This window comes from Kineococcus sp. GCM10028916 (genome assembly GCF_042674865.1).
In the GTDB taxonomy this organism is placed as follows: Bacteria; Actinomycetota; Actinomycetes; order Actinomycetales; family Kineococcaceae; genus Kineococcus.
Window position 1 is genome coordinate 337,714 of record NZ_JBHTFM010000021.1, and the last position, 19,165, is coordinate 356,878.

Annotated in this window: 19 protein-coding genes; 12 read left to right on the plus strand and 7 right to left on the minus strand. The window is 70.6% G+C overall.

The annotated features are described in order from the left end of the window. Positions 1-279: 279 nt before the first annotated feature. From ACFQ46_RS23450 to ACFQ46_RS23465, 4 genes are all read right to left on the minus strand, one after another. Positions 280-1,131 carry an SDR family NAD(P)-dependent oxidoreductase gene (locus ACFQ46_RS23450; protein ID WP_380262599.1) on the minus strand — a complete coding sequence of 284 codons (852 nt, stop codon included), beginning with the start codon at positions 1,129-1,131 and terminating at the stop codon, positions 280-282. A 377-nt stretch (positions 1,132-1,508) separates the two neighbouring features. Further along, positions 1,509-1,766 carry an Atu4866 domain-containing protein gene (locus ACFQ46_RS23455; RefSeq protein WP_380262601.1) on the minus strand — a complete coding sequence of 86 codons (258 nt, stop codon included), beginning with the start codon at positions 1,764-1,766 and terminating at the stop codon, positions 1,509-1,511. Further along, on the minus strand, positions 1,763-3,163 hold the full coding sequence (locus tag ACFQ46_RS23460) for an amidohydrolase family protein (RefSeq protein ID WP_380262603.1): 1,401 nt from the start codon (positions 3,161-3,163) through the stop codon (positions 1,763-1,765). Before ACFQ46_RS23460 ends, ACFQ46_RS23455 begins: the two co-directional genes overlap by 4 nt. A 31-nt stretch (positions 3,164-3,194) precedes the next feature. After that, entirely contained in the window at positions 3,195-3,932 is a 738-nt protein-coding gene (locus ACFQ46_RS23465) for an Atu4866 domain-containing protein (RefSeq protein ID WP_380262720.1), read from the minus strand. Between the two features lie 282 nt (positions 3,933-4,214). Here ACFQ46_RS23465 and ACFQ46_RS23470 point away from each other — a divergent pair, with 282 nt between their 5' ends. Both ACFQ46_RS23470 and ACFQ46_RS23475 read left to right on the plus strand, forming a co-directional pair. Next, positions 4,215-4,760 (plus strand): MFS transporter, encoded by a 546-nt coding sequence (locus ACFQ46_RS23470; RefSeq protein ID WP_380262605.1) that lies wholly within the window; start codon positions 4,215-4,217, stop codon positions 4,758-4,760. A 73-nt stretch (positions 4,761-4,833) separates the two neighbouring features. Then, on the plus strand, positions 4,834-5,673 hold the full coding sequence (locus ACFQ46_RS23475; protein WP_380262607.1) for a helix-turn-helix domain-containing protein: 840 nt from the start codon (positions 4,834-4,836) through the stop codon (positions 5,671-5,673). Between the two features lie 138 nt (positions 5,674-5,811). Here the strand turns inward: ACFQ46_RS23475 and ACFQ46_RS23480 are convergent, their stop codons facing one another. After that, complete coding sequence (locus ACFQ46_RS23480) at positions 5,812-6,402, minus strand: TetR/AcrR family transcriptional regulator (RefSeq protein WP_380262609.1); 591 nt, start codon at positions 6,400-6,402, stop codon at positions 5,812-5,814. Positions 6,403-6,463: 61 nt separating this feature from the next. On the opposite strand from ACFQ46_RS23480, the gene ACFQ46_RS23485 reads away from it, so the two are divergent. From ACFQ46_RS23485 to ACFQ46_RS23495, 3 genes are all read left to right on the plus strand, one after another. Beyond that, positions 6,464-7,411: an oxidoreductase gene (locus ACFQ46_RS23485; RefSeq protein WP_380262611.1), complete on the plus strand. Its 948-nt coding sequence runs from the start codon at positions 6,464-6,466 to the stop codon at positions 7,409-7,411. A gap of 83 nt (positions 7,412-7,494) precedes the next feature. Beyond that, complete coding sequence (locus tag ACFQ46_RS23490; protein ID WP_380262613.1) at positions 7,495-8,436, plus strand: hypothetical protein; 942 nt, start codon at positions 7,495-7,497, stop codon at positions 8,434-8,436. Between the two features lie 242 nt (positions 8,437-8,678). Continuing rightward, positions 8,679-9,008 carry a hypothetical protein gene (locus tag ACFQ46_RS23495; RefSeq protein WP_380262615.1) on the plus strand — a complete coding sequence of 110 codons (330 nt, stop codon included), beginning with the start codon at positions 8,679-8,681 and terminating at the stop codon, positions 9,006-9,008. Positions 9,009-9,797: 789 nt separating this feature from the next. Here ACFQ46_RS23495 and ACFQ46_RS23500 read toward each other — a convergent pair. After that, on the minus strand, positions 9,798-10,247 hold the full coding sequence (locus tag ACFQ46_RS23500; protein ID WP_380262617.1) for an STAS domain-containing protein: 450 nt from the start codon (positions 10,245-10,247) through the stop codon (positions 9,798-9,800). A gap of 306 nt (positions 10,248-10,553) precedes the next feature. On the opposite strand from ACFQ46_RS23500, the gene ACFQ46_RS23505 reads away from it, so the two are divergent. From ACFQ46_RS23505 to ACFQ46_RS23530, 6 genes are all read left to right on the plus strand, one after another. Beyond that, entirely contained in the window at positions 10,554-11,936 is a 1,383-nt protein-coding gene (locus tag ACFQ46_RS23505) for an EAL domain-containing protein (protein WP_380262619.1), read from the plus strand. A gap of 317 nt (positions 11,937-12,253) precedes the next feature. Then, positions 12,254-12,556: a DUF4193 domain-containing protein gene (locus ACFQ46_RS23510; RefSeq protein ID WP_380262621.1), complete on the plus strand. Its 303-nt coding sequence runs from the start codon at positions 12,254-12,256 to the stop codon at positions 12,554-12,556. Between the two features lie 431 nt (positions 12,557-12,987). Next, entirely contained in the window at positions 12,988-14,202 is a 1,215-nt protein-coding gene (locus tag ACFQ46_RS23515) for an anion permease (RefSeq protein WP_380262623.1), read from the plus strand. A gap of 339 nt (positions 14,203-14,541) precedes the next feature. Continuing rightward, positions 14,542-15,417: an alpha/beta fold hydrolase gene (locus ACFQ46_RS23520; RefSeq protein ID WP_380262625.1), complete on the plus strand. Its 876-nt coding sequence runs from the start codon at positions 14,542-14,544 to the stop codon at positions 15,415-15,417. Positions 15,418-15,476: 59 nt separating this feature from the next. Further along, the gene (locus ACFQ46_RS23525; protein WP_380262627.1) at positions 15,477-16,118 is read left to right on the plus strand and encodes an esterase/lipase family protein; all 642 of its coding nucleotides are present in this window, start codon (positions 15,477-15,479) and stop codon (positions 16,116-16,118) included. Beyond that, positions 16,115-16,786 carry a hypothetical protein gene (locus tag ACFQ46_RS23530; RefSeq protein WP_380262629.1) on the plus strand — a complete coding sequence of 224 codons (672 nt, stop codon included), beginning with the start codon at positions 16,115-16,117 and terminating at the stop codon, positions 16,784-16,786. Before ACFQ46_RS23525 ends, ACFQ46_RS23530 begins: the two co-directional genes overlap by 4 nt. Positions 16,787-17,192: 406 nt before the next feature. Here ACFQ46_RS23530 and ACFQ46_RS23535 read toward each other — a convergent pair whose 3' ends face one another. Next, positions 17,193-17,798: a TetR/AcrR family transcriptional regulator gene (locus ACFQ46_RS23535; protein ID WP_380262631.1), complete on the minus strand. Its 606-nt coding sequence runs from the start codon at positions 17,796-17,798 to the stop codon at positions 17,193-17,195. A 91-nt stretch (positions 17,799-17,889) separates the two neighbouring features. Here ACFQ46_RS23535 and ACFQ46_RS23540 point away from each other — a divergent pair, with 91 nt between their 5' ends. After that, positions 17,890-19,077: an FAD-dependent monooxygenase gene (locus tag ACFQ46_RS23540; RefSeq protein ID WP_380262633.1), complete on the plus strand. Its 1,188-nt coding sequence runs from the start codon at positions 17,890-17,892 to the stop codon at positions 19,075-19,077. Positions 19,078-19,165: the final 88 nt, after the last annotated feature.

Below are 19,165 nucleotides of genomic sequence, written 5' to 3' on the forward strand. Positions count from 1 at the left end.
TGGAAGGAGGGCGCGGTGGTGACTGAGGAGGTCAGTCGAATGGTCACCGATCCGTGCGCCAGACCCCCTGGGCCTGGCCGCCACTGACGGGCAACCGGCCGGCAGCGAGCTGACGCAGGACAGCCGGATGAACGTCCTCCGCCCACTTCCGGGGGCCGCTCTGGATGCGTCGTGAAGTCTCCGCTGAAGCGTCGACACCCTCGTTCTACCGGCCACGCTGACCGCTTGGTCATCGACGTGCGTTGGTCGTCGACGTGCGCGTGCGTCGGGACGCTGGAGTCAGTCCGCCCTGGTCCCGGTCCACCGGTAGCGGCCGGCGATCCGGCCGCCTCGGGAGCTGGCGCGCAGTGCGCCTTCGGCGGTGCTCAACGCCTCCACCGCAGCCGGGTCCTCGAGCCCGGGTACGCACACCACCTCACCGTCTCGCAGCGCCGACAGCGAGGCGTCGACGACGTCTCGGGGTGGCATGCCGCCGTCGTCGTGGACCTTCTCATCGCCCGGAACGGGCAGGTCGCCCTGGGTGAGGTGGAACTCGGTGGCGGTCAGCCCCGGGCACACGACCTGAACAGTCACCGGGGAGCCGGCCAGTTCCGCGGCGAGGGTGCGGGTGAACGTCACGACGTAGCCCTTGGTGCCGCCGTACACGGCCCGGTGGGGCAGCGGGTCCGGCGGCAGGCTGCCGGCGAACGCCAGCAGCGAGGCGACGTTGATGACGGCGCCGCGCCCGCGCGTCAGCATCGCGGGCACGGCGGCCCGGGTCAGCACCGTCAGGGCGGTGACGTTGACGGCCAGCACCTGGGTCAGCAGGTCGGCGTCGGTCTCGGCGAACGGACCGTAGCCGTTGATGCCCGCGTTGTTGATCAGCAGGTCCACGCCGGCGGCACGTGTGGCGACCCGGGCCAGGTCGCTCGCCTGGGACAGGTCGGCGGTGAGGGTCTGCACCGTGACGCCGTGCTCCTCGTGCAGGGCGACGGCGAGCTGGTCCAGGCGGTCGCCGCGGCGAGCGACGAGGACGAGGTCCCAACCCCGTTCGGCGAGCCGGCGGGCGTACACGGCGCCGATTCCGGAGGAGGCGCCGGTGACCAGGGCGGTCCCGGTGGTCTTGGTGGTGTCGAGTGCCATGCCGTCCATGGTGCTCCGGCTGCAGGGCGCGGCACGCTGGACCTGGCCGCACGTTGGGCGGGGGATCGCTCGCGCGGTGCGGGGCAGGGATGGTCACTTCCAGCCACTCGGCGATCCGGGCGGCTGCGGTGATGGGTGTTCCAGCGGCACTGTGCCCGACGAGCACGACGTCGCGCAGGTCGCGGCGTTCCACCTCGCCCACGATGTGGTCGACCGCATCGACCAGGCGAAGCCCCCTGGGACCATCGCCCATCGCCAGACCCGGCAACGTCGAAGGGTGGGCCTCGTACCCGGCAGCGCGCACTCGCTGACCCACCGGGTACCGGCACCGTCCACCGTGGTTCACGCCGGGAACGAAGACGAACTCCGTGATGTCTCTCCGCGGGTCACCCGAGTCGCCGGTGCATGATCATTCCAGCGTGGTGCAGGACGTCGCTGCGGAACTCCCCGTCGGCGGAGAACCCCGTGTCGTCGCGGTAGTGGATCATCGACCCTTCGACCCGGTAGGCACCGGCGTAGGCGGCTTCCCGCGTTCCACGCCCTTCGACGTAGCGTCCTTCCGGTAGGAGCCGCTGCCGGATCTCCCCGTCCGCGGTGACCCAGAGGCCGACGAACGGATGCGAGGTGTCGGGTTCGGTCCTCATCGTTGCGCCACCCGCCGCTCGATGTCGTCGCGGGAGCGGATGACGTCGTCGCGGAGGGCTTCGAGGTCCTCACCGACGAGCTGCCCACCCCACTTCCGCGGTGTGCCGGCGACCAGGACGGTGTCGATGTTGCGGGCGTCGGCACCCAGGACGAGAGTCCCGACGGCGTCGTTGAGCGGCATGTTGTTGACGTCGTCGGCTCGGACGATGAGGAGGTCGGCCTGCTTGCCGGGGGTGAGCGAGCCCGTCACGTCACCGAGCGCGTTCGCCTTCGCTCCTTGCAGGGTGGCGAAGTCGAGCACGTCGCGCGTGCTGATCCGAGGTGCTGCGTCGACGCCTCGGTAGACGGCGTTCGTGGCGCGCATCCGCTGGATGGCGTGCAGGGCCCGCATCTGGGTGAACATGTCGCTGGCCAGGGCCACTTCGACGTCGATGCTCAGGCCGGGTCGGATACCGACCGCCAGGGCTTCGTCGACGGCCGGGATCCCTGATTCGAGACCGATCTGCGCGTCTGAGGTCGGTGCCAGCGAGACGGTGACGCCGGCCGCGGCCATCGCCGACCAGGCGTCGGTGGTGAGGCCGGTGGAGTGGATGAGGGTGAGGGTGGGATCGAGGATCCCTTGTTCCGCCCACCGCAAGATCGCCTGCGACGAGGGTTGCCCGAACACGGCGTCGATGGAGGTCCACACACCGAGATCGCGGGCGACGGCGGCCAGTTCAGGTCCGTAGGCGATGGCCGGTCCTGCGATCTCACTGGTCGAGAGGGCGGCGAGCCTGAAGGTGACGAGTGAGGCGTCGCCGCCGGGGGACCTGCTCATCAGCCGGGCCAGGTCAGCCGGCCACTGGTGGTCCCATTCACCGAAGTGAGGTCCCATCGACGCGTGCACGCCACGGATGCCGGTCTCGACGAGGGCTTCGACGGCTGCGTCCGAGTGCGCCGCCGTTCGTGAGTTGTGCGAGAAGTCGAGCATGGTGGTGATGCCGGAGTCCAGTGCCGTCAAGGCAGCGAGTCGGGTTCCGACGTACATGTCGTGGGGCGTGTAGCTCGGGGCGATCCCCGCCAGCGTCGACATCACGTACTCGCCGAGGTCAGTGACGTCGGGAATGCTGCGGCGCAGCTGCGCCTCCCAGGCGTGACGGTGACTGTCGACGAAGCCAGGACTGACGATGCAGCCGCGCGTGTCGACGCGCAACGCGGAGGCGGCCAGGGTGGCGTGCTCGGGGTCGGACAGGAGGTCGGCGCCGATGGCGAGGAGGCGGGACCCCAGGATCAGGACGTCACCCACCTCGAGGTCGTGGATGTCCGGATCCATCGTGACGACGGCGCCGCCGGTGAGCAGGACAGGACGCCCGCTCGCGCGAGCGGTGTCGACGTCGTTCAGGGAGATGGTGTTCATGGTTGTCCTTCTGCAGCTGGAGAGAGCGGTGTCAGGAGCGGTGGAAGGTGTAGCCGGCGTGGCGGAGGCTGTCGCCGGTGAATTCGCCGAAAGCCCAGAAGCCGAGGTCGTCGCGGTAGTCGATGCGGTCGCCGGTGATCCAGAAGTTGCCGTGGAACGCGTGCTCACGGCCGCCGCGGGTCTCGTCGTAGCGGCCGTCGGCGGTCAGGGACTGGTGGACGAAACCGTTCTCGTCGACCCAGGTGCCGAGCCGTTCGTCAGTTGAGGGCCTCACGCTGGTCCCACCTCCGGCCTCGGCCGGCGCAGCGGCCAGTGCACGTCCTGCCCACAGAGCGATCCGCCCGTCGAGCACGACGCCCTGAGCCGACTCCGGAGATCTGAGGAAACGGCGCACGATCGTGTCGTTCGAATCGGCGGCCTCAGCCGGAACGATCGCGAACGCGGCAGGGTTGCCCGGAGCGACGGCCGTTGCCGCCCGATGACCCGGGGACCGGAGTCCGTTGATGGACGCGGTGTCGATGACGGCCGGCACGATGGCGTAGCCGTCGCAGTCGATGACGATGGCGCCGTCGTCGTCGGCGGCGCTCAGCAGACCCGGGCCGATGCCGACGACGCGGTCACCGCCGAGCAGGACATCGCCTCGGTCGAAGTCACCGATCAGCGAGTCGCCGGTGAGGATCCGTGCGTTCGCGAAGAGCAACGGCCTGTGACCGTTCACCTGGTTGACGTCGATGAGCTCCAGAAGCTCAGGGGTGAAGGGAACAGCCATGTCCATCCGATGATCAGTGCCGGCCGACGCGGTTGCCGTCGACGAGACCCACCCTCGCGGTCCTCGCCCCGGTGGACCAGACCGCGCTGAACCGGGGTGCAGCACGGCCTGGTTCGCGATCGAGGGCGGCGCGACGATGGTCGTGGTCACGTTCCGGCCCGCTCCGGAGAGGTTCGATCACCACCACCTCACCCGCGACATCACCGCTTCGACAGTTCGCGGTGGTTCCGGTCATGACCGCCACGGGGCTCGTGGCCGTGGGCCAGACCTGCACGGTCTTCGGTGTCGCCTGTGCCGTGGGGTTTCTCGTCGCCGGTCCTCTGGGGGCTCGCGGCGGCTGCTCTGGCCGCGTGCGCGGCGGCCCTGCCCACGACGCTCGAGGGTGAGCTGCTCGCCCGTGCCGTGCAGGGCGTCGTGACCGCGACCTTCGCCCCGTGCGCCCTCATCTTCGTGGCACAGAGATTCCCTCCGAAGTTGCGTACGGTCGCGACGTCCGCGCTGACCACGGCGTTCCTCGCATCGGCGATCGTCCTGCCCCTGACGACGGCGCCGTCTTCAACCGTCAGCGGCTGGAGAGGTGTGTTCCTGGCCTCCGGGATCGCCCTGGCCGGATGCGCCGCCCTCGACGCCGCGATCCTGCGTTCCGGGAACCCCGTCACCTCCGTTCCCCTGCAGACAGCCGTGCTCGCCCTTCCCGGGAGGGGAGTCGCCTCGTTCCCGGGCGGCCTGCAAGGGCTTCGTGTCGCGTCTCTCCCCGCGTTGCTCGCCGTGATGCTGCTGGTCGCGACCCTGCACCGCACCGCACCGCCCCGCTCCGCCGTGCCGTGACCGGATTCTTCTTGGCCGCTGCAGCTGCCGGCGCGGCCTGCTGATGCGGCACGCGAACAGCTACGGTCCTCTCATGAGCAGTACTGACCTGGGCGCGTTCCTCAAGGCGCGTCGCGGACACGTCCAGCCGGGTGACGTCGGGATCAAGACGCTGTCGGGTCGCCGCGTCACAGGACTGCGCCGTGAGGAGGTCGCGATGCTGGCCGGCGTCAGCGTCGACTACTACACTCGACTCGAGCAGGGACGTGAACGCAATCCGTCCCCGGTCGTGCTGAACGCGATCGCGGGAGCCCTCGACCTGGACGCCGACCTGCGCGAGCACGTGTTCCGCCTCGCCGATCTCGTGCCAGTTATCCGCAACACCGTCCGAGACGCGGTGGACGAGTCGCTCGAGGAACTTCTCGCGGCGTGGTCGCACACTCCCGCGATCGTCATCAACCGGCAACTCGACATCCTCGCCTCGAACGAACTGGCCGACGCTCTGTACTCCGGGTTCACCGAAACCAGCAACATCGCGTTGATGACCTTCCTCGACCCCGCAGGACGGGACTTCTTCACCGACTGGGACCGCGCGAGCGAGACGTGCGTCGCCAACGTGCGTCTCGCCCTCGGCTACGCCCACACCCACGAACGCGTGCAGGAGCTCGTCGCGACGCTCCACGAGGCGAGTGCGGAGTTTCGACGTCTTTGGGCCCGCCACGACGTCCGCGGGAAGACCCACGAGGCCAAGTTCTTCCGCCACCCGGAGGTCGGCGACCTCGAACTGGACTACAACGCCTTCGACGTCCGCTCGGCGCCCGGGCAGCAACTCATCGTCTACAGGGCTGCCGTCGGGACACCGAGCGCTGACAAGCTCTGCCTGCTCGAGTCCCTCGCCGCGACGCGAGCAGCAACCGTCAGGGATCGGGCTTGAGGTTCGCCGGTTGCAGAGCGGTCGATGCCCAAGGCCCTGGCAGACCTGGGCTGGAAGGGCTCGCTGCTCGAGCACGCAGAGCGTGCGGGAGCGTGGTGCAGCGGCGGCGCAGCGCACAGCGACTGCAGTCCAGGATCGCTAGGAAGTGGAGCTCTCGAGTTGCTCGTGGATCGCGGGCAGCATCATCGTCACCGCGGCGTCGGTGACCTCCTCCACCCGGTCCAGCGGTAGGCGACCGGCGGCGGCCAAGGCGCTGATGCCCTCCAGAGCGCCGCTCAACACGTAGGGCAAGGGGCCCAGGCGCTCCCGGGGTGTCGGCTCGCCCAGCATCTGCGCCCCGAGGGCGAAGAAGCGCAGGGTCGCAGGGGAGGCCGGGCGCTCGGCCCGCTCCGAACCGGGTTTGCGGGAGAACATCAACTCCATCAGCGCACCGTTGGCGGCGGCGAAGCGGACGTGGGCGTGGGCGTAGGCGCGCAGCCGTTGCTGCAGGTCACCGGCCAGCTGCGAGGCCTGCAGCACCTCGATGAGCTCCTCGAAACCCTCATCGGCGATGGCCTCCAGCAGCGCCTCCCGGCTCGGGAAGTGCCGTGCCGGGGCGGCGTAGCTCACCCCGGTGCGCCGGGCCAGCTCGCGCATCGTCACCGCGGCCACACCCTGCTCGGCCAGCAGACGCCGGCCCTCGTCGAGCAGGGCTTGTCGCAGGGACCCGTGGTGGTAGGAGGTCGACACCTCGGCATCGTAAGCCAATGTAGGTGTTGACAACAATGTGATTGGCGTCCACATTGGGGTCATGAGCCACGCGGGAACAGCCCCCCTCGACGTCAGCGGCACGACCATCGTCATCACCGGAGCCACCAGCGGGATCGGGCGGGCCACGGCCACCGCCCTGGCCGCAGCAGGGGCACGCATCGTGCTGGCCGTGCGCAACACCGACAAGGGACGCGCTGTCGCCGCCACCTTGCCCCGCCCCGCCGATGGGGCAGGGCAGCACCGCGTGCAGGCCCTGGACCTGGCCGACCTCTCCTCCGTGAGCCGCTTCGCCGCCCAGATGCAGGACTCCGGCGAGGTCATCGACATCCTGATCAACAACGCCGGGGTCTCCTCCTCCCGCCTGGCCCACACCGCCGACGGCTTCGAGGTGCAGGTGGGCACCAACCACCTGGGCCACTTCGCCCTGACCACGCTCCTGCTGCCGCTCATCACCACCCGGGTGGTCACCCTCGCCTCCCAAGCCGAGCGGGCCAGCCGTCTGGACCTGGATGACCTGCAGTGGCAACGACGTCCCTACAACGCCGCTCGCGCCTACGCCGACTCCAAGCTCGCCAACCTGCTCTTCACCGCCGAGCTCGACCGCCGGTTGCGCGCCGAGGGCTCAGCGGTGCGGGCCCTGGCCGCTCATCCCGGCCTGGTCACCACCGCCATCTACGACGACCCCCACCGCACCCGTCGTGGGGTCTGGGACCGCCTGGTTCCCGTCCTCGGGCAAGACGCTGAGCACGGGGCGCTCCCGGTGCTGCTGGCGGCCACCGGTGACCTGCCCGGCGACACCTTCACCGGGCCGCGTCACCTGGCCCACATGCGCGGCGGCGCGCAGGTCATCGGCCGCTCCGCCCGTGCGAAGAACCCCGACCTCGCGCGAGCGCTCTGGCAGGCATCGGAGCAGCTGACCGGCGTGGCGACCGAGCAGCCGGCCACGGACGTGGGCGGGCCCATGGGCGGTCCACAGGCGGAGCGGTGAGCCGCGCGAGGACCACCGCAGCCGGTTCCCGTACCCGTCACGGAGGGTCCGACCTCTGGCCGCGTCCTTCGGCGCGCACGGTCGTGGCCACCGTCCGCGCCTGGCACGGTCCACTGGCCTGTCTCGTGGCGGCCATGGCCGGTTGGGCGGTGGTCTGCACGTCGGGTCTGTTCCTGGACGGTCGGATGCTGGGTGGCGCCCCGATCTGGGCGAAACCGCTGAAGTTCACGATCTCCTTCGGCCTCTACGGCCTCACGCTGGCCTGGATGCTGTCCCTGATCACCGGACCCCGGCGACGTCGCACCGGGTGGTGGGCCGGCACCACCGCCGCCACCGTTGCCGTGCTGGAGATCATCGCCACCACCGTGCAGGTCGTGCGCGGTACCAGCAGCCACTTCAACGTGGCCACTCCGCTGGACGCCGCCCTGTACGCGGTCATGGGGGTCGCCGTGGTCGTCCTCTACTGCGCGACCCTGCTCATCGGGGTGTTCCTGGCGCTGTTCACCGAGCTGCCCGACCGCTCCCTGGCCTGGGCGTTGCGCTTGGGCCTGCTCATCGCAGTGGCGGGCCTGTCGGTGGGTTTCCTCATGGTGCTGCCCACTGCTCAGCAGCTGGCCGCACCCGACCAGAGCGTGATCGGGTCGCACTCCGTCGGTGGTGACGACGCCGGCGGCGGCCTGTTCTTCCTGGGGTGGAACACCCGGCACGGAGATCTGCGCCCGGCCCACTTCGTCGGCATGCACGCCCTGCAGGCACTGCCCTTGCTGGCGCTGGCCCTGCGCGCGGTCAGCCGTGCACGCGCGGACCGAGGAACGCGTCTGGGGGAGGGGACACGACTGCGCCTGGTGTTCCTGGCTGCTGCGACGTGGGTATCACTCTCCGCCTTGGTGCTGTGGCAGGCGCTGCGGGGACAGTCGATCATCCATCCTGACGCCCTGACCTGGGCCACCGCCGGGGTGTTGGCCCTGCTGGGCGCCGTGGGCGCGGCGGGGATCATCCGGTACGCGTCCCAGCGGCGCGGTTGACGTCGCACCTGTCGGCCGAGGAGCAGTCCGATGACTCACAACCCCGACGGTCTCCACTGCGGGTGAGTCGAACCGCTCCCTCCTCGACCGTCGAGGCCATCGGGTCTGCTGCATCGATCGCTGACGACTGAGCTTGCTCCCGTGCAGGCCTGGGAGGACGTCGCTGTTCCCGAGCCCTGCCCCTGCGAGTACCGAGACGGCGTCGTCCGCATCGTCCGCGATCGCGACCCTGGTGCCACGTCGTGACGCTCTCGAAGTGGATGCGCCAAGCCGGCGTCGATGCCGAGGTGAAACCCCGGTACGAGTACGAGCGAGAACGCGGAGCTGCGCGAGGCGCGCGGGCGAACCAAGCGTCTCGAGCAGGAGAACGAGGTCCTGCGCCGCGCCGCTGGGTCGTCTGCCCGGTCACCGCCGCTGAGCTGGAGCAGGCCTACCGCGCCGACGCGTTGTTCGACGCTCACCGCGACGACCCCGAGTTCGGCTCCCGTTACCTGCACGAAGAGGCTGCCGAGAACGGTCAGACGATGGCGGGACGGACTGCGTGGCGGATCCACTCGGACGACCAGCGGTGAAGCACCTTCGCTCTGTGCCGCGAAGAGAACGGCGAGAAGTCCGGACCGCCCGTCCACGGTGACCTCGCGCAACGGAACTTCACTGCGGACAGGCTCGACCAGCTGTGGCACCGACATTCCCCGCAAGCAGGAGGTGCCCCTCGGAGCACTGGACCACCGAGGCCAAGCTGTACCTCTACTCCATCGATTCACGTCGGCAGTCCCGTCTGGCCGTCTCCGCCTCGGCCGATGCCGTTGCGCGACGGCGGGTTGAGGGAGTTGACGTTGCTGGCTGCACGCTGCATCCGGATCGTGGATCGCCATCCGACCGAGGAGATCCGTTCACGCTTCGATCCGTCACGACATGGTCAGTTCGACGGGTCGCGTCGGTGCCGCCGGGGACAACACGGCGATGGAGAGCTTCTCCGGGCTGCTGCAGAACAACGTTCTGGATCGACGGTCCTGGGCCACTCGGGAAGGGTTGGGATGGCGATCGTGACCTGGATCGAGCGGACGTGTCACCGCCGTCGTCGGCAGAGCGGGTTGGTCGTTCGACCCCCATCGAGTACGAGGCCATCATGACCACTTCGCTCGCTCTGACCGCATGACGTACCTGTCACCTGATCATGCAGCAGACCCTCGAGCTGTACCGCGAGACCGGGGTGCAGGTGATGGAGATCGACATCCTCCAGCGAGCCGGTGTCCACTTCACCCGGGACGTGTTGCCGGACCCGAACGATCTTCCCGTTGGTCTGAGACCTTGCCGGCGATGGTCTGCCCGTCGCGGTGACCATCGCCGCGGCGGCCACGTCATCCTCCGCTCGCGCACACCGCGGGAGCAGTGGGCGCGGTTCGCGCTCTGGAGGAGCACCTCGACGTGGGGTGCGAGGGGGTGATCGCCGCACGGGTCCTGACGGCTCGACGAACCTCCAGCTCCACCGGATGCCGCCCGCCCAGAACGTTCCACACGTCGAAGACGTCGAAGAGCAGCGCGGCCGGACCCTGCACGCCGGCGGCCCGGGCCGACCCTCCGGTCCGGCGTGCGGAGGCTCCCACCGTGAGCAGCGCGGAGAGTCCGCCGCAGTCCACGAAGGCGGTGCGGCTGAGGTCGAGGACGAGGTGGTGCACGTCCGCCAGACCCGCTTCCGCGCACGCGATGAGGAGGTCGCCGGTGTCGGCGTCCAGCTCACCGTTGATCTGGAGGACTTTGGCCGGGCCGACACGGTAGCGATCGACGGAGAAGTTCACGGTGGTCTCCACGGAGGTCCAGCGTTTCGGCGCCCAGCCTTGGACGCACGGTGCCGCCTTCTCGACGGGAGGAGCGTAGCGCGCGTCGAGCTGCGGGGGAACGTCGAGCGTCTGAGGGCCCGACTGAGGTGCTGCGCGTTCGTTCTGGGCACGCCAGGAGGACGCGGCGAAGTTCAGCGCCGTCACCCGTAGCGCTGGAAGTCCACTTCTCCTACCATCTGTCCCAGCCGTCCAGCACCTGGCGTCAGCGCAGCACAGCGCCACGGAGGGCGAGCGATGAGCGCAGGACACGTCTCCTTGTCGACCACCACCCCAGGCGTGGCTCTGCCCTCCCGCCCGGGTGGTTCGCAGCACGCGGCTCACTACCTCTGCGACGGGGTGCAGACGGCGGCCCTGCAAGCGACCCTGACCCACACGGCGCACCTGCTGAACTTCCCGTCGGGTGCGGTGTCCATCGCCAACGACACCTCGTTGCACACGCTGGCCTTCACCGGGGACCTCGAGGTGCCGGTGTTCTCCCGGGTCAACACCCCGTGCGACCTGGTCATCGACTCCGCCCGTGCGGTGGCCATCCCCGACCTGTCGTCGCGGGAGTCGCCGTTCGGTGATCCCTACCACCGGGTCGTGTCGAGGGAGGAAGACGTCGGGGCATCACCCGGGGGTGACTGGCCCTTGCTGACGGCGGCGGGGGTCCGCGCCTACCTCGGTGTCCCGTTGCGCGGCAGGGAAGGAACCGTCGTCGGCTCGTTGTGCCTGATGGACACCGAGCCGCACCCGGTGACCGCTGCGCAGACGGAACTCCTGCAGGTGCAGGCCGAGATCGTCGAGGACCACCTGGACCTGCACCGGCGCCGCAGCGAGCTGGGCCTGATCTTCGAGCGGGAAGCCCGATCGTCGCCCGAGGGTCGCGTCAACGGTCGAGGACGGCCGGGTGTCCGGTCCGCGGGAACGACACGGCTGGCAGCCGCGGTGCAGGACCTGCGGCGGGGGCTGGGCGCCGGGGAGATCGTGGCTCACTACGAACCCATCGTCGACGTGGTCACGGGGCAGGTGCAGGCCTTCGAGGCGCTGGCGCGGTGGCACCACCCACGGCGAGGCCTGCTCCACCCGGCCGCCTTCATCCCGCTGGCCGAGGACTCCGACCTCATCATCGACCTGGACCTGGCGGTCCTGGCCGACGCGGTCGGTCAGCTGGCGCGCTGGCAGGGAGAACACCCAGAACTTCGGGTCAACGTGAACCTGTCCGGGCGCCACCTCGCGCACCTGGACTGCGTGCAGCGCATCCACGACGTCGTCACCCGGGCCGGCGTGGCTGCGTCCTCGGTCGGTCTGGAGATCACCGAGAGTGCCCTCATCGCGTTGACGCCTCAGGCCACCTCGTTCGTGCAGCAGTTGCGGGACATCGGTTTCCCGATCTTCTTCGACGACTTCGGCACGGGGTGGGCCTCGCTGTCCTACCTGCTGCACCTGCCCGCCGACGCCGTGAAGATCGACCGGAGCTTCACGGCCGCGCTGGCCACCCCGACGGGTGACGCCCTGGTGCGGGCGTTGTTGACGTTGACGCGGGAACTGGGGTTGGCGACGGTCGTCGAGGGCGTGGGGAGCGCGGCGGCGGCGGCGAGGACGCGGGAACTGGGGTGTCGATGGGTCCAGGGTCACTACTACTCGCCCGCGCTCCCCGCGGCGGAACTGCAGTGGTGATCGGCGCCTCGGTCGGCAGTGCTCACCGGGCGTTCGACTCCAGCGGCCGACGCCACGAGTGCCGCGGGCGTCGTCGAGGAGTTTCGACTCACGCCTCACCCGGCCATGACCGTCAGGCGCCGAGGTCCCGTCCGGCCCGTGACCTCCGGTGTGCCCCTCGCTGGTTCGGCTCCCCACGGGCACGGGCACGGGCACGGGCACGGGCACGGGCACGGGCACGGGCCTGGTGCCGGTCGCTCCGGACAGCCGCAGCAGCCATGAACCGGGTACGCGCCGCGCTGGTGCCTGCTCGATCCACCGCACCGAGAGGATGACGCATGGCAACCGACTACGACGCGCCGCGCAAGAACCCCGACGACGAGGACACCGACTCCATCGAGGAGCTCAAGACCCGGCGCTCGGACTCGTCGAACTCGGCCGACGTCGATGAGGACGAGACCGCCGCGGCGGAGTCCTTCGAGCTGCCGGGTGCGGACCTGTCGAACGAGGAACTCTCGGTTCGGGTCCTGCCTGCTCAGCAGGACGAGTTCACCTGCACCAGCTGCTTCCTGGTGAGGCACCGCAGCCAGCTGTCCGGCGCGGGCGACGGCCGGGTCGTCTGCAACGACTGCGCCGCGTAGGCCGCCGAGGAACCCTGATCCGCGTGGGCGTCCTCCCCCGACCTGCGGCCGCACGGACGCCGTAGCTGCTGCATCGTCGAGTGCGGTGTTCAGGGTTCACGCCGACCCGCGTGCTCCGTGGGAGGGCCGTGACGTCGCACGCAGCGCGGCCTGCGGGGAGGACGTCGCCAAGCCGACGACGGTCGACGACGCCGGACCGAGGGCCCAGCACGGGGTCGGGTTCGAGTCGACACCGACGCGTCCCGGCTGTTCGACCACCGCCGAGGTGAGCCCCGGGCGCCCCACCCTTCCGTGGGTGTCCTGGGGCTCACCCGGTGCGAGGGCGCCACCGCCTGCTGCGCGACGGTCCTCCTCCGCGGTGTCCGCCTGAGCCGGTACCGCCGTGCACTTTCAGGTTTCCCTCGCGGCGTCGTGGTCGCAACCTGGGTCTCGTGCAGACAGCAACGGCGATCTTGGTGCTCCTCGTCGCGGTGGCGCTCGCGTTCGACTTCACCAACGGCTTCCACGACACCGCGAACGCGATGGCCACCTCCATCGCCACCCACGCCCTGCCGCCCAAGACGGCGGTCCTCCTCTCGGGGGTGTTGAACCTCATCGGTGCCTTCCTGTCCGTGGAGGTCGCCCTCACGGTCACCAACGCCGTCGTCCACCTCCAGGACGACGACGGCAGCCCTCGCCGTGAACTGCTCCTCGGAGGTGGGTCGGTGTTGCTGCTCATCGTCCTCGCCGGCCTCGTCGGCGCCATCACCTGGAACCTGCTCACGTGGCTGCTGGGGTTGCCTTCGAGCTCCTCCCACGCCCTCTTCGGCGGCCTCATCGGCGCCACCGTCGCCGGGCTCGGCTGGTCGGGGGTGAACTGGAACGGCGGCGGCGAGGTGGGCGGTGTGGTGGGCGAGGTGATCCTGCCCGCCCTGGCCTCCCCGGTCATCGCCGGCCTCGTCGCCGCCGTCGGGACCTGGTGGGTGTGCAAGGTCATCGCCGGTGTCGCCCAGCGCTTCACCGACCAGGGGTTCCGCTGGGGCCAGATCGGCTCCGCCTGCCTGGTCGCCCTGGCCCACGGCACCAACGACGCGCAGAAGACGATGGGGGTCATCACCCTGGGTCTCATCGCCTCCGGGCACTGGTCGGGCACCGAGGCCATCCCGTGGTGGGTGAAGGTGGCCTGCGCGTTGGCCATCACCTCAGGCACCCTCATCGGCGGCTGGCGGATCATCCGCACCCTGGGCAAGGGTCTGGTCGAGATCACCCCGCCCCAGGGGATGACCGCCGAGACCGCCTCCGCGTCGATCATCTTGATCTCCAGCCACCTCGGCCTCCCCCTGTCCACCACCCACGTGACCACCGGGTCGGTGGTGGGTACCGGCCTCGGCAAGCCCGGCGCGGTCGTGCGCTGGCGGCTGGTGGGGCGCATGGCCGTCGCCTGGGTGGCGACTCTGCCCGCCGCGGCGGTGGTGGGGGCCTTGACGTGGTGGGTGGCGGACCTGCTCGGCGGTGGCCTGCTGGGTGCAGGAGTCATCACCGCTGTCGCGGTCGCCCTCGGTGGGCTCGTCTTCTCCCGTGCGCGCCGGAACCCGGTGCGCGCCGACAACGTCAACGACCGGTGGCGGGCGCCGCAGCCCCGCGCTCACGCCGCCACGCGAATCTGAGGACGAGCAGCGAGGGCCGACACCTTCGACCTGGCGGTCACGGCCACGTGAGGGGTCCTGACGGTGGGCATGGTGTTCAGAGGGGGTGGTGGGCGTCGGCTGGGGTGGCGGTCGGTACCGGTCCCGCTTGCGCGCCGCGCACGGGAACCGCACGGTCGAGCTCACCGACCGTCCAGCGGTGGATCCGGGCGGACGCTGACGCCGTGCTGGTCCCACCGCGTCGTGGCCCGACCCGGCGTGCCCTCCGCCGTCGGAGCACCTACGGTGGCCCGCAGGTCCAACAGCGGCCTTCGACCGCTGCCCAGGAGAACCTGTGACGCCCGACGTCCGCCGAAGCCCGTGACGCGTCCCGAGATCCGTGGCCCGTGGTCCTCCCTCCTGGCCTGGACCTCGCAGGCGATCGCCGTCTCGGTCGCCGGCGCCGGTCACCAGGGTGTGGCCGCGGGGGCAGCTCCGCCTCGCCAGGTCCGAAGGTCCCAGGTCTTCGTCACCGCCACCGGGCGGCTCGACGCACCGCCGATCGTGCTCGTGCACGGCATCGGCTCCTCGTCGGCCTACTTCACCCGGTTGGTGCTGGAACTGGCGCGTCGGTGGCGGGTGGTGGCGATCGACCTGCCGGGTTTCGGTCGTTCCCCTGCCGGTCCGCGCATCCTCACCGTGCGCGAGCACGCCGAGGTGCTCGCGCGTTTCCTGCGCGAGCAGGACCTGACGGGGGTCGTGCTGCTGGGGCACTCCCTCGGCGCCCAGGTCGTCGCCGAACTCCTCAGCACCGAACCCGGCGACGTCCGCTGTGCGGTCCTCCTCGCCCCCACGACCGATGACGCCGCCCGGAACCGGTTCTCCCAGGCGCGGCGGCTGGCCTGGGACAGCTGGGGGCAGCCGCTGAACCTGAAGTTCGTCCAGTTGTTCGCGGCAGCGGCCTGCGGGGCCCGGGTCTGGTGGCGGACGTCGCGGTTCATGCTGGACGAGCACATCGAGGACGCCCTCGAGCAGGTGCGGGTTCCCGTGCTGCTCGTGCGGGGGGAGCGGGATCGGCTGGCCTCGGCCGCGTGGCCGCGACGGCTGTCCGCAGCGTGCCGTGGAAGTGCTGTCGCCGAGGTTGCCGGTGCTGGTCACGTCGTCCACTGGTCGCACCCGGCCGAGGTGGCCCGGTTGTGCTGGTGGTGGGGGACGCGCGAGTTGGCGACGACGGCGGTGGGGGAGTCCTCGCCGTGAGGCGTCTCGAGATCGTCCGCTGGGTGGGTGCGGACCTGTGGTACGCGTTGAGGTGGGAGGTGAAGAGTCTGCGGCGCAGTGCCTTGGCGCCCGAGTACGGCGCAGGCGGTGGTGGGTCGATCCCGGTCGTGCTGATCCCCGGAGTCTTCGAGTCCTGGCGTTTCCTGCAGCCGATCATCGATGCCCTGCACGGGGGTGGCCATCCCGTGCACGTCGTGAGCAGTCTCGGTTTCAACAGCGGCGAGATCCCCGAGATGGCTTCCCGGGTGCGCCGCCACGTCGAGGAGCACGGCCTGAGCGGAGGTGGCGGGATCGCCCTGGTGGGGCACAGCAAGGGCGGTCTCATCGGCAAGCAGTTGCTCGCCCAGCACAACGGTGACGGCTTGTTCGAGCACCTGGTGGCCGTGAACTCCCCCTTCTCCGGTTCGAGCCTCGCCCGGTTCGTCCCGCTGCGGTCGGTGCGCGTCTTCGCGCCCGGCGGGGAACTGCTGCGGACCCTGACCGCCGCGGAGGACGTCAACCGTTCCATCACCTCGATCTACGCGAAGATCGATCCGAACATCCCCGGCTCCAGCCACCTCCCGGGTGCCGAGAACATCGTCGTCGACACCGTCGGGCACTTCCGGTTGCTGGCTGATCCCCGGCTGGGTTCGGCGCTGCTCGACGTCCTCGCGTCGCTGGACCGGACACCCCAGCCGTGATCGTCCGGCGAGGGGCGGGTCGCACCGGGAACTCCGGACCGTGGAGCAGCGAGTGGACCAGGACGACGTTCGCCGACGAGCAGGGCGTGGTCGACCTGAACCTCACGTCGCGGGTGCAACTGGCGAAACGGGTGGCCGTGGCCGTGGCCGCGCGTGGTGAGGGGAACCTCGGGTTCAGGTCGTCGGCGGGGGCCCGCATCCCTGGGCGCCGCAGACTGCTCGCGGTGCTGTCCCTCGACACGGCGTCGGTCGCCGGCCTGGTCCTCGTGGCCCTGGGCACGCGTTCGCGTCCTTCGGGTGCGGGGTACGGCGCGCTCGCGCGCACCGCGGTCGCGAGCCTGGCGCCCGCCGTCGTCGCGGTCGCGCACGAGCGGCTCGCTCACCGGTCAGGAGCCGTCGGACGCCACTCCGCACGCGGAACCGTTCTGCTGCTGGTCGCGGGATCGAGCGTGAGCACGGCCGGAGCGGCCCGGGTCCTGAGCGGGTGCAACTCCCGTCGAGGTGATCGTCGACGGTTGCGCGCGGTCAGCGTCTCTCTGCTGATCGGTGGCAACGTCGTCCTCGTGCCGTACCTCGCGGCGCTGCGCGCTCTGCACGGCCGGGAAGGGGGCGAGGACGGAGTTCGCGCGACCTCGCCGGGAGGCGGTGAGCCGACTGGCTTCGGGTGAGGACGTTGCTGCACAGCGTCTGCGACCAACCTGATGCCGCTGACGTCGTGGCTCTTCCACCGTTCCTGGGGGAGGTCGAGACCAGGTCCGTCCGGACGATGCGCAGGGCCGGTCGAATCGGGAGATTCTCGGCGGCACGGGCATCACGTGGCAGACGTCGCGCACCACCTCACTGGACTGGACTGGACTGGACTCGACCGCCGCGGGCCCGGGCCACGAGGTCGACGGCGAGGTCACGCGACGTGCGGTTGCTCTTCCGCCGGGGAGTCCTCAGACGGTTGAACGCCTCCTCCGGGTGTCGAGGCCGGGGTTCCCTGGACACCGTGGAGCGACCTGAGGTCGCGGTGACGACCTCCCCTGCGATGTCGTCCAGGCCGCCACGGTCCGTCGCGCCCAGGTGGGTGACTCACCGCGATCCGCGTTGCCGCTGCCGGTGTGTGCGTACCGCGAGCACGGTGTCCACGATCCTGGCCACGTCGGGGCCGTTGCTCCGGGTCGTGTCGACGTCGATCCCGGAGAGGAGTGCCCACATGAACACCGGCGCGAGGACGATCTCGAAGAGGTCCACCGACGTGAGTTCGCTCGCGCCGTCCGCGTCGAGCATCGCTTGGAACTGTTCGAGGCGGGGCCTGCTGAACTGCTGCGCCGCGCCGATGCCATCGGCTTCGGCCGCCGCGATCATCGCCCGGAGGAAGCCGAGGCTGCCGGGTCGGGCGAGATCGTCGATGAGGTGTTCGAGGTAGGCCGTCAGGTCCGCCGACAGGTCCCCGCTCGCCGGGACGGGAAAGGCCGACGCGACGTCCCCGGCGGCGACGTCGAGCACGAGGGCCTCGGGCGTGCGCCACCGCCGGTAGAGCGTGGCCTGGTGCACACCGGCTCGGGCCGCGACCGCGGCCATGGTCACCGCCGACGGTCCGCCGTCCTCCACGAGGGCCCGGACCGCCGCGTGCACGGACTCTCGCGTCTTGGCCGTCCGACCGCCGGGGCGGAGCTCGCCTGTCGCCTGCGCCATCCGCTCACCCTAATGCGAGAGAATTTGCAGAACAAGGCCGGCGGCTCTACGTTAATGCGAGGATGTTCGCTCTTGGGTGATCGGAGACGTCGTGAAGCACGCACTCGTCGTCGGAGCAGGCATCGGCGGCGACGCCCTCGCGGTCCTGTTGGACCGACAGGGCTGGCAGGTCATCGTCGCCGAGATCGCCCCAGGCCTGCGCGAAGGTGGGCAGACCGTCGACCTCCGCGGTGGCTCCCGAGAGGTCCTGCGACGGATGGGCCTGCTCGACACCGTCCTGGACCACCTCGTGGCCCAGCGAGGGCTGGCCTGGGTCGACGCATCCGGAAGGCGCCTCGCCGCCATGCCGGTCGAAGCCTTCGACGGTCGAGGGTTCGTGTCCAGGGAGGAGATCCTGCGCACCGACCTCGCGCGCATCCTCCACCACGCGGGAAGCACCAGGATCGACTACCGCTTCGACGAGACCGTCGCCGCGCTGGAGGACCACGCAGACGGCGTGCGCGTCCGGTTCCGCTCCGGCGACGTCGGGGACTTCGACATCGTCGTCGGCGCTGACGGTGTCCACTCCCGCGTCCGGAGCCTGCGCTGGGGCCCGGAGGAACGGTTCCGGAACTCCCTGGGCATCGCGCACGCCTGGTACACCCTGAAGGAGCGCGCGGACACACCCGCGATCGACGGCTGGTTCCTCGTGCACAACGCACCCGGCGGCCTCGTGGTCGAAGCCCGCCCCGGTCACCGCGGCGAGCAGGAGGTCGGCCTCTCCTTCCGCACCACGGACCCACTGCCCCCGCGTCACGACCGCGCCGCGCAACTGGCCCTGCTGGGGAGGACGTTCCGCGACGTCGGCTGGCGCGCCGGCGAGATCGTCTCCCGTGCCGGCGGTGCCGCAGACTTCGCGTTGGACACCTTCGACCAGATCGCCGTCCCGCAGTGGCACGACGGCCGCGTCGTCCTCCTCGGCGACAGCGCCTGGTGCGCAAGCCCTCTCTCCGGCCTCGGAACGGCGCTCGCCCTGCTCGGCGCAGAAGCACTGGCCCAGGAACTCGCCGACGGCGAGCGCTCCGCCCACGACGCCTTCACCGCCTACGAACGGCGGATGCGCCGCCCTGCCCTCGGCGCGCGGAAACTCCTCCCCGGCCGGGTCGCGATGTTCGCCCCGATGACCCGCTTCGGCATCCACACCTGGCCGATCCTCTGGAGGGTGGCGCAGCGGCGCGCGGCCGCGCCGATCCTCGAGCGGGTCATGGCCGGCCGTGGACACGACGCCCCCGAGGAGTGAGCACGACGGCCGGGCAGCGCTGACGGCCCTCCTGTCGCACCCGGTGGTCGTCGTCTCCCCGGGCGACCTCCGCGGTGAACTGCGGCGG